Source organism: Algoriphagus sp. 4150 (assembly GCF_031457395.1).
Classification (GTDB): domain Bacteria; phylum Bacteroidota; class Bacteroidia; order Cytophagales; family Cyclobacteriaceae; genus Algoriphagus.
On the sequence record NZ_JAVDWS010000011.1, the window covers coordinates 1 to 11,167 of the forward strand.

At 41.7% G+C, this 11,167-nt stretch carries 9 protein-coding genes; 6 read left to right on the forward strand and 3 right to left on the reverse strand.

The features are described from left to right. Positions 1-87: 87 nt before the first annotated feature. Together J2X69_RS14340 and J2X69_RS14345 are read left to right on the forward strand one after the other, a co-directional pair. Positions 88-543: a DUF3347 domain-containing protein gene (locus J2X69_RS14340; protein ID WP_310104528.1), complete on the forward strand. Its 456-nt coding sequence runs from the start codon at positions 88-90 to the stop codon at positions 541-543. 21 nt (positions 544-564) lie between these two features. After that, entirely contained in the window at positions 565-2,811 is a 2,247-nt protein-coding gene (locus J2X69_RS14345) for a multicopper oxidase domain-containing protein (protein WP_310104531.1), read from the forward strand. An 18-nt stretch (positions 2,812-2,829) separates the two neighbouring features. Here J2X69_RS14345 and J2X69_RS14350 read toward each other — a convergent pair whose 3' ends face one another. The 3 genes from J2X69_RS14350 to J2X69_RS14360 all read right to left on the reverse strand — a co-directional run bounded on the left by J2X69_RS14350 (position 2,830) and on the right by J2X69_RS14360 (position 6,183). Continuing rightward, positions 2,830-3,918, reverse strand: coding sequence for a glycoside hydrolase family 18 protein (locus J2X69_RS14350; protein WP_310104534.1), 1,089 nt, complete (start codon positions 3,916-3,918; stop codon positions 2,830-2,832). A gap of 308 nt (positions 3,919-4,226) precedes the next feature. Beyond that, positions 4,227-5,240 carry an AraD1 family protein gene (gene araD1, locus J2X69_RS14355; RefSeq protein ID WP_310104538.1) on the reverse strand — a complete coding sequence of 338 codons (1,014 nt, stop codon included), beginning with the start codon at positions 5,238-5,240 and terminating at the stop codon, positions 4,227-4,229. Positions 5,241-5,595: 355 nt separating this feature from the next. Continuing rightward, positions 5,596-6,183, reverse strand: a complete 588-nt coding sequence (locus J2X69_RS14360) for a T9SS type A sorting domain-containing protein (protein ID WP_310104540.1) — start codon at positions 6,181-6,183, stop codon at positions 5,596-5,598. A gap of 538 nt (positions 6,184-6,721) precedes the next feature. On the opposite strand from J2X69_RS14360, the gene J2X69_RS14365 reads away from it, so the two are divergent. From J2X69_RS14365 to hisG, 4 genes are all read left to right on the forward strand, one after another. Continuing rightward, positions 6,722-7,918, forward strand: a complete 1,197-nt coding sequence (locus J2X69_RS14365) for an alpha/beta hydrolase-fold protein (RefSeq protein ID WP_310104541.1) — start codon at positions 6,722-6,724, stop codon at positions 7,916-7,918. Between the two features lie 291 nt (positions 7,919-8,209). Continuing rightward, positions 8,210-8,680 (forward strand): DinB family protein, encoded by a 471-nt coding sequence (locus J2X69_RS14370; RefSeq protein ID WP_310104544.1) that lies wholly within the window; start codon positions 8,210-8,212, stop codon positions 8,678-8,680. Positions 8,681-8,923: 243 nt separating this feature from the next. Beyond that, positions 8,924-10,018 (forward strand): hypothetical protein, encoded by a 1,095-nt coding sequence (locus tag J2X69_RS14375; RefSeq protein ID WP_310104547.1) that lies wholly within the window; start codon positions 8,924-8,926, stop codon positions 10,016-10,018. 268 nt (positions 10,019-10,286) lie between these two features. Continuing rightward, positions 10,287-11,147, forward strand: a complete 861-nt coding sequence (gene hisG / locus J2X69_RS14380) for an ATP phosphoribosyltransferase (protein WP_310104550.1) — start codon at positions 10,287-10,289, stop codon at positions 11,145-11,147. Positions 11,148-11,167: the final 20 nt, after the last annotated feature.

The following is an 11,167-nucleotide window of genomic DNA, read 5'->3' on the forward strand; positions in this document are numbered from 1 at the left end:
AGCATGAATATGAAAATTTAACTTCTTAGCGTTTTCTTACCCTTACCTAAAAATATAAAAATGAAGTGACAGAAAAATTATAAACATATGAAAAAGCTCATTCTATCAACTCTTATTCTATTGAGTTTTGCAGCAATTGCAACCGCTCAAGACACGGATGAAATTCTAAAAAATTATTTAGTGCTGAAAGATGCTCTAATAGCCAGTGACAATGAAAAATCCGGCAATGCTGCTTCAGTTATGGCTAAAAGCATTGCTGAAGCCGGGGATTTTCCCAATAAAAAAGAGTTATCCAAACTCGCTGATGAGGTAAATAAAAGCAAAGATTTGGAAAAGAGGCGCGCTGCTTTTGCCCCATTTTCTGAAGCCATGTACACGTATGCGAAAAACCAAGATTCTATCCCACAGGTGCTCTATTATCAGTATTGCCCCATGAAGAAAAGCTATTGGCTAAGCGCTGAGGCAGGTGTAAAGAATCCATACTATGGCTCTAAAATGCTGACTTGTGGTAGTGTGAAAGAAACAATCGGCTTCAAAAATTAATTAATTCCCCTGCTATCCGGCATGTCAAAACTATCGATCAAGATCCTTGCTTTTTCCATTTTAAGTATACTTCTGAGCGCACCGGTAGTGGCGCAAAAGCTCGTAGAATATGACCTCTATGTCCGTGACACGCTGGTAAACTATACGGGAAAAACAAAAAAAGCCATTTCCGTAAACGGCCAAACTCCGATGCCTACCCTGCATTTTACAGAAGGGGACACGGCTGTGATCCGGGTGCACAACAAGATGCATCATACCACTTCACTGCATTGGCACGGACTTATCTTACCCAATGAGCAGGATGGTGTACCCTATTTGACTACCGCCCCCATTGAGCCGCACAGCACGCATACATTTGAGTTTGTACTGAAGCAGAGTGGTACCTATTGGTATCATTCCCATACCATGCTACAGGAGCAGATAGGAATGTACGGGGCACTGATTATCCACAAGAAAAATGAGCAACCTGAGAATGAAGAGGTCTTGCTGCTAACTGACTGGAGTGACGAAAATCCGCATCAGATCGAACGCTCCCTACACTTTGCCACAGACTGGTACATGATCAAAAAAAATTCAGTCCAAAGCTATTCAGAGGCAATCAAAGCGGGGAAATTAAAGACAAAGCTAACCAATGAATGGAAACGTATGCATGCGATGGACGTGAGCGATGTCTATTATGAGCAGTTTCAGATAAATGGACAAACAAGCATTGAGCGAAAACAGTATAAGCCCGGAGAAAAAGTACGTCTTAGGGTCATCAATGGAAGTGCTTCTACTTATTTCTGGCTGAGTTATGCAGGAGGCAAGTTCAAAGTAATAGCCTCTGATGGGATGGACGTGGAACCGGTAGAAGTAGACCGCCTTATCGTCGGAGTATCGGAAATCTATGACTTGGAAGTCACTGTTCCCGAATCAGGTGAGATGGCGGAATTTCTGGCAACTTCCGAAGACCGCATGGGTTACGCTTCCTTTTGGCTAGGCAACGGCCCCAAGCTCTCTGCCCAAAAACTTCCCCAACTGGATTATTTTGAAGGAATGGACATGATGAACAGTATGATGACCCTAGGAGGAAAAATGGATGATATGGGCATGGACATGGCTCTTCAGAAGATGGACATGAATGCGGTCATGTATCGGGAACTAACCGATGATAGTGCTCCTACTTCAGAAGATTCCGCATCTATGGATCATTCCCAAATGGATCACAGTAAAATGAATTCTGAAGACATGGAAGCTATGCATGCCAAATCCCCAGCAGAATTGGTCACGCTAAACTACAACATGCTCAAAGCACCCCGGAAAACCACACTTCCCGATGTCCCAACGAGAACTCTCAACTTTGAGCTGACAGGAAATATGAACCGGTATGTGTGGACGCTTGACAATAAGACCATCTCCGAAAGTGATAAAATTCTGATCAAAAAAGGGGAAAACGTTCGGATTGTCCTGACCAATAATTCCATGATGCGCCATCCCATGCACTTGCACGGACATTTTTTCAGAGTGGTAAATGATATGGACGAATATGCTCCGCTCAAGAATGTCCTCGATATTATGCCCATGGAGACCGACACCATCGAGTTCCATGCCTCGGAAGAATACGGGGATTGGTTTTTCCACTGTCATATCCTCTATCATATGATGGCAGGTATGGGCAGAATAATCAGCTACGAAGACTCCCCTCCCAATCCTCAGATAGGAGATCCCAGAGTGGCTTTGCGAAAAGTCAAAGCAGATGACCGCCGCTTTTATCTTGGAGCAGAAGTAGGTGTGGAAACTAACGGTACAGACGGTGATATCACCCTTATGAACACCCGCTGGATGCTACAAACAGAGTGGAGAGTCGGATTGAATGCCAGAAATGGTTATGAAACAGAAAGTCACTTCGGGAGATTTCTGGGGAGAAATCAATTTGCATTTGGCTATGTAGGGTGGGATTTTCGATATCGTGAGGGTAAGGAACTTGAAAAAAGCGTGTTTGGGCAAGCCAACACCAAAGACGATAGGAATGTTTTTCATTTAGGATTTCAGTACACGGCTCCCTGGTTTATCGTGACAGACCTGAAAGTAGATCATACCGGCTACGTAAGACTTCAACTCCGGCGGGACGATATTCCCCTTACCAAAAGAGCCAGACTTTGGGGAATGGTGAATTCCGATCTCGAATATGCCGTAGGTGCCAGATACATCCTCACCAAATACATTTCAGCCTCCTCACATTATGACAGCGATATGGGATTAGGTGCAGGTATCACCTTTACTTATTGATAACCAGGATAATCTTACTTACTGAGCAGCCTTATAAATGGCATCCAGTAAACTTCCTTGCTCCTTGGTGTCATTGCCCAATTCCCAAAACATGATGCCTCCTATTCCTTTGTCTTTAGTGTATTTTGTTTTCATTGCTACGGAAACGGTGTCATCATACGATACCAATAAGCTATCGGTAATATTATACATGTATGGGGCTTTGGCCTTGTCATCCCAAAACCGGTGAAAACTAGAATCCTGCTCATACTTGTCCCGAATTTGATGATAAGCCATCCATCCAATGTGTAGTCCATTGCTAAGCTGGTACAAGCCGTTGTTTACGGGAGGTACGCCTTTCCAGACTCTGCCGTAAAAAGCAGCACCGATCACGATCTGCTTAGGATCAACCCCTTCTTCGATCAGGAAGTCTACGATTTTCTCCGCCGAACGTGGATCTGGATCCAAATTCTCACCTGACTGATACAAGCTGTCCAGATGATCACGAAAAGGAGTTCCCTGAATGTCTTCGCTATTCACATTCCCTAGCGGAGTATGATGGCCTGTGTAAATCGAAACCCCGGAAACTTGATCATACGTCATTACATTGGTGTAGTCGGCATATTTCATTACCTCATTCACCTCGATAAAATCATAGTATCGCTTCCATCCGGCTGAAGCAAAAGTCAGAATTTTGTGGGAATCGAACGTATTCAACATCTCACGCAATCCTTTCATCAGTGAGGTAAAATTCTGTGTGTCTTCCGGCCTTGCCATAGTACCCTCTCCCGAAATTCCAGGATATTCCCAATCCATATCCATACCGTCAAGCTGGTAGGCTGCTATAAATTCCCCGGCACTTTTGATAAATTTTGCGCGACTTTCTTCTGTCAATGCCATATCCGAAAAGCCATCCGCTCCCCATCCTCCACATGCAATCATCACTTTTAGGTCAGAATTACGTGCTTTTTGCCCGACAAGGGCCTCCAGCATTGGCCCTGACACCTCTGGATTCCTGAATTTCATTTCACCATCGATTACGTGAGTGAAAGAGAATATAATGTGGGTAAGCTTTTCTACAGGTATTTCTTCTGGCTTAAAATTCCGCTCAGGCACATAATAGGCCATGATGACGGGATTTGAATTTAGTACATCTCCGGATTCTTGGGATAGGTTATCAGTACTTGATGTACAGCCCGACGCAAAAACTAAAACAAGGAGTTGGATTAATAAAGAGAAGTTAGATTTCAATGGACGTTCTGGTTATTCTTTAACAATTATTTCTCGAAATAGATTTTACTTTATCTAAATTTTAGATCAAGATAAGCAAAGTAAATTCAATCTCGCTGTATGATTAAGAATAGGACCATAAAAATTACATGACAGGTAGTACAAACTCAATTATACCAACTTCATTGTTTATTGATCATTGTCTGTTACAATTGACTGATGACAGGAGGTTCTTGTGCTTTTGGATCCATTACTTTTACATAATTCTCCAATGCCCGTCCCATTCCTTTCCACTCTACAGTCATTTTATCCCCATTTTCTAAGGCGATTTTATTTCCAAAGCTAAAGGCATCTGCTCCAAAAAAATGAACGTGCGCCTGAAGAGGGATTCTATGGGATTCGTATTTAAAATGATGAAATTCCAGATTCGCCAAATTGTGGCACATATTCTCTTGGCCGGTATTAATTGCAGAACTCCAAACATGCCGACCATTACGCGAGATGGCAACCTCACCTGAATAGCTTTCGAAATCCGCATCGATCACTGCTTCCGGTCCTATGGAGCAATTCCTTATTTTTGATGGCGCCAGGTAGAGGTAATTGGTTTTTTCCATGATGTGGTCGGAAAATTCATTACCTGTACTTAAACCGATTCTCCAAGGTTTGCCCGCTTTATCAATGATATACAACCCGGCAATCTCAGGCTCCTCTCCGCCGTCATTGGCATAATAAGGTACAGAAAGCGATTCTCCATGAGCTCTTAATACCTCGCCATTCCCTTTATAAAACCATTCCGGCTGAACTCCTATTTCCCCAGGTGCCGGAGATCCTCCCTTCACTCCCATTTCATACATTTTTAGGCTATCAGTAGGCTTTTCTTCAAGCTGCCCGTGCATCATTTGTCTGTTCAACGCACTATTATGATGCGTCAAACCTGTACCCGATACCATACAAAGAAAAGGAGACTTCGGATGATCGAAAGAAGGAAGCAACTTCCATTCACTTGTACCTTCATATACAGAGGAGTAATCCAATGTTTCAGTTGTCAAGCTAGCTAGGATCAATTCCTTTAACTTTTGCCCATTCTCCAAAGCACTTATGGCAAGTTCATAGATAGACCCAAACTCTTTTAAAAATACCAATTCCGGCTCTTGAACCATGGCAATACTCCGTCCATAAGTGGGATGGATCAGTTGTACAAGTCGTGTTTTGTTTTCCATGATAATGTAAAGTTCTATGGTAAAGTTAACGTTAAGGCCACCCCGAAGTATCCTGTCCTGTTTGTAAATGTGTTTTCAACGCCGGTTAATCCTTCTACAAAGCTCTTCATCCTATGAGACTTCTACAGCACTATAACAAGTAATTTTATGACTGGATTTGAACACCTTTGAGGCAATATAGAATAGGGAAGATAATTCATTGTTCCTTCAAAGCGATAATTCATGCATTAAAATCCATTGAACAACCCATCTAAAAGAAAAGCAGCTCAAAATGACGCACACGAAGACTGGATGATCTATAAAAAAAGCCCTGAAGTTGATCAGGGCTTTGGGAAATAGTTGGTTTGTTTCTGCTTTAGAAGAATAGTGTTTTGCTTCTTCCCTGACTGTCTATCACTTTCAGATAGATATCGTTTGATTTCATATTATTGAAAGAGTAATCCTTCTTAAAACCTTCAGCCTGATCGACATATTCAGAATAGATGACTTTTCCAGATTTGGCTGAGTAAGCCTCCACCTTGACACCGGGCTCAGTCAATCCCACTACAGTCAAGCCAACGGTGTTTTCATTAACTGTTTTACCATAAGCCATCAAAGGTAAAGCCGCAGCAGGTATCGGTGCATCACTAGTCGTTACTTTGTAGGTTACTTCTTCCAGATCAGTTACGATTTTGACTTGATACTCGCCTGCGGGTAAATTATCCATATTGTAAGGCACCATCAAATTCTCATCTTTTACACGTACTTTTCTATTGCTAAGGACTTTACCGTCCTGATCCAAAATAGAAATTTTTGCGTTTCCTACGCCTTCATTCAGCATCACATTGACTTTCTTATGCGTAGAATTTACGGTGGATAAAGCCCTTAGGTCTTCGCTTGCGTTGGCTACCAAAGAACTTAAAGATAATGCGCCTGCTAATGCTACTGTGAATAGAGTTTTCATAATATGTTGGTTTTAAATTTTTAGATTTTGTGTTATGCTTTCCTTATTGCCAAGCGCATACCAATCCAAAAACAAAAGCTTCCCCAGAGCCCAAATAATTTTTCGAAACATTATACTTTCAGGATCATTTCAAAATTTAATTCTGATCAATTCACAGTTTTTTAACAAAACATGTACAATATATGGTCACTTCTATGTCCGACTGTATTACAAGCGGACACTTTTTGTAAGTTTCATTCATTTCTTGGGTTGCAGCAAACCAAGCTTGTTAAGGAAATTTAATTTTGAAAAAGTTTAAATTCCGTGAATTTGATTTGGACGGCATACAATCACCTGTACACTTTCGTACACACTTCGTCCGATAGAATACAAGCCGGCGATCACTCTTCAGGAGATTACTGCAAAATAGAGTAAGGTTTCAAAAGACCTACTTTGGAAAGTAGCTTGATTTTCCTGTAATTGTCATCATGATACAATAGGGATTTGATTAAGCCTACACTTAAGTAATCTCCTGATTTCAACCCAAAAAAACCTAGCAATGAAAAAAATTCTACAGCTTTCTATCCTATTCTTTTGCCTGATAGTAAGAAGCTCACACGCGCAAGAAGCTCTATTTAGCCCGCAACAAATCACTTCACCAGAAATTCACGACGATGGCTCTGTCACATTCAGAATATTTGCTCCGGGAGCAGCTGTCATTCAGGTAACAGGGGACTTTCTTCCTACACTAGAAATGGACACCCCCATGGGCAAAATGGACGGCCCCGGAAAAGCTGAACTTACAAAAGATGACAAAGGAGTTTGGTCATATACCACAGCTCAGCTTTCCCCCGAGCTCTACAACTACTCCTTTATAGTAGATGATCTCAAGACTACTGACCCCAACAATCCCTTTCTGATCCGTGATGTAGCTTCTGTTACCAATGTATTTATAATAGGTGAAGGACAAGCTGGCCTTTATCGGGTTAAAGATGTACCGCATGGTACTGTTGCCCGCCGCTGGTATGATTCTCCGGGATTGGATATGAACCGCAGACTTACCATCTATACCCCACCCGGATATGAACAATCCAAAGACAAATATCCTGTGCTATACCTATTGCATGGGGCGGGCGGCGATGAGGAGGCTTGGATAGCTCTGGGAAGAACTGCCCAGGTTATGGATAATCTCATCGCAGAAGGAAAAGCCAAGCCTATGATCGTTGTAATGCCAAACGGCAATGTAATCCAGGATGCTGCTCCGGGAGAAGGAAAGGGAGGAATGTACAAGCCGGCTTTTATGATTCCAAAAACTATGGATGGAACCTATGAAGCAAATTTTATGGACATCATCAACTTTGTGGAAAGCAACTATCGGGTTAAGGCAGATAAATCAACTAGAGCTATCGCAGGTCTATCCATGGGCGGCTACCATACGATGCACATCTCTAGATTTTATCCGAACAAGTTTGATTACATCGGTCTTTTCTCCGCTGCTATTATGCCACGGGAAGATGCTACCAACAGTGTCTACAATGACATAGATGGTACTTTGAAAACTCAAATGGACAATGGATATCAACTCTATTGGATTGCTATTGGAAAAACTGATTTTCTCTATGATGCCAATAAGGAATATAGAGCAAAACTAGATGCCATGGGCATGCCTTATGAATATGTAGAATCTGAGGGCGGCCATATCTGGAGAAACTGGAGGATCTATTTGACCCAATTCGCTCCGCTCCTTTTCAACTAAAACGAATAGGAATAGCATTCAAAAAAGAAGCGTGGATGCTACCTGCGCTTCTTTTTTACATTCTGACAGCTTTACCCTAAGAAAATAGCCTTTAAAAATCCAATCTTTACCCCCCTTCAAGGGTTAATACTCATTTGAAAGTAAACGCACTTAATTTAGCTGATTTATGACCTAGTTATTAGCCAACCCGTGAAGGTTTTTTAGTAAAAGCGATTCCTTGAGTATCACTATCCAACCGGTAATTAAACTGGTTCTTTTTTGTATTTTCAAGGCTCACTAACTCTGAGATCTATGAAAGAATCCAGCCGAATAGAAAGCCTTTTTGCAAAGCAATACAATGGAAATCCTTGGCTGGGGGTGAATATGGTAGCTAAACTCAGCCAAATCACACCCGAACAAGCTGCTTACAAATTTTCTCCTCAAGCCAATTCCATATGGGAAATTCTTAATCACATGATAGGCTGGCGAGAACTTGTACTGCAAGGAATCCCCCAAAACAACTATTCAAGCCCAAATCATAATTTCATTCAGCCGATTACAAATACTACTAAAGAAGAGTGGCAAAAAACTCTTGCTCATTTAGAAAAATCCCAAGAGGATTGGCAGCAATACTTATCGACCTTGGACGAAATGATTTTGGATGAACCATTTGGGGAAATGAGCTACTCCTATTACGAGTTGATTTTAGGAGTATTGCACCACGACATTTATCATTTTGGGCAAATTTCAATTCTGTTTCGATTAATAACTGAAGGAGTATAATAAATAATGTGATTATCCGCAATGATGCCAGTAGCCTCATTTTCTTTGGTATAATGGCAGGAAGACCGATGACAGAAGACCGAAGTGGCCTCGACGCTAGTGTTTTCCAAATCCTATAATGCTTTAGTCTCTTTTACTGGCAGAAAAGCGGATAAACATAATAACATAAAGACTCTTCGTCAATTGAGATTTTGTAAATAGACATGGAATTAACTTTTGATAGTCAATTTCGTTTTCCAAGTCATGAGAATATTGCTTTTGGCCTTTTTCTGTTTTCTCCTTATACCGGTGGATTCCGTAGCTCAGGATATCATCTTGAAACTAAATCCTGCTGAAAAATCCTCCCAAGAAAAGAATTACACTTTTGATGAAGTCATCGACTTGCGTGTATCCAAAACAGTTGGCGAAATCTATGATTCCGGGAGAAAAAAGCATAAAGCTACCTTCGGTGCAAAGCTTCCCGAAGAAACACTGGAATTATTCACTTCTAAAATAACTCCTTCCCAACAGCTCCTCCATCGAATTTCAATCAAAATTTATAACCTAGACCTTAAGGAAATTTATCAAGCAGACCGCAATGCCTACAAAGGAGACTTGCAGTTGGGGCTGGGTTTCTTTATAAACGGCAAAAATGAGCCCGTTCACCTGGTGGATTTCAACGGTAAAATCCAGTACAACAGACCCGCTTCCCAAATGCACCATGTGGAAGCATCCATCCAGCGATTGTTTGAAAATAGCAGGGAATACTTTGATGCTTGGATCTCCACCCAATATCAGAGCAACAGAGCACTGGTAAAAAAAGTCAGGTTGAATATCATAGATCCCATAAGACCGAGCAGCAAAGACACCGTGTTCTATGATCCTGACAGACCTTTGTCCTGGTCCGATTTCACTGAAACTCCCAATCCCAGAAGTTCTTTCAATGCCACAATTTTCAGTAGTCTCTCTATAGAAGGAAATGCTACTATAGAAGAAGGTGAAATAGTGCAGACGCTGGAGATCAAAGTATATATGCTACCCAATCAATCTTGGGTGAAAAATGCCAATGACTATGCAAGCAATCATGAGCAAAGACATTTTGACCTTACCAGAATCGCTGCTGACCGTATGATAGCCAGGTTGAAAAATACGGAATTGGAACCGGAGCTATTTGAAGCAAAGCTCAATACTATCTACATGGACTCTTACAGAGAAATGAACCGCTTACAGGAATTATACGACGGCCAGACGAGGCATGGCTTAAATAAAGAGATGCAAGCTAGATGGAACTTGATCATTACCCAGGCATTGGGGGGAAATTGGGAGAAACTCGACGCGCTGCTATCTGGGGAGGAGTAATTTGTAAAGAAACCTCACAAGTTTAATTTTCAAAAAAACGCCTCTCCATTTGCATATTTTCTATCCATCCCTATCTTTGCCAACGAGAATGGAAAACAGCAATAGAAATATTGATTTTTTAGCAACTGCACATCAAGGCAACTTGATGCACCATTTCCATCATTCCTCCTGAGGAATAGTATTACACACCCGGTGAAGCCGATGATAGGGATTCCGCTTTTCGCCAACATTTATTACATCCTTTTATTTCTTAGCGTAACTTGCCAACATGGAAAAAATAATCCGTATTGCCGTACAGAAAAGCGGCCGATTATCTGACGACTCACTTAGCCTCATCAAAGAATGTGGCATCAAATTCTATAACGGAACGGGTAAACTCAAGTCCACTTCCACCAATTTCCCTATCGAATTCTTATTTCTCCGCGACGATGATATTCCCGGATATGTAGCCGACGGAGTGGCGGATCTTGGAATCGTGGGTCAAAACGAAGTAGTGGAGAAAGACAAAAATGTCACTACACTAAAGGCTTTGGGATTTTCCAAATGTCGTCTTTCCCTCGCTGTGGCAAAAGGTCAGCAATACAGCGGAGTAGAGTTTTTTGAAGGAAAAAGTATAGCAACCTCCTACCCCAAAATTCTTGGGGATTATCTCAAAAGCCAAAACATCAATGCTGATATTCACGAAATCTCCGGTTCGGTAGAGATCGCCCCTAGCATAGGGTTGGCCGAGGGAATATGTGATATTGTGAGCTCGGGATCCACACTGATGATGAATGGCCTGAAGGAAGTAGAAGAAATCTTCAAATCCGAAGCTGTGCTGATCGCCCATAATGACCTACCGGATTGGAAAAAGGAAATTGCAGAAAAATTGTTGTTCAGGATCAATGCAGTTCAAAAAGGCAAAAGCAGCAAGTATGTGCTGTTGAACGCACCAAATGAATCCATTGAAAAAATCACCAACTTGATTCCGGGAATGCGTAGCCCTACTATTCTGCCGCTTGCACAGGAAGGTTGGTCATCTGTCCATTCTGTTTTGAATGAGGATCAATTCTGGGAGAACATCGAGGAACTCAGAGCCGCAGGAGCAGAGGGCATCCTAGTCGTTCCCATAGAAAAGATGATTCTTTAACCCTGCAAAAATTAATTGCA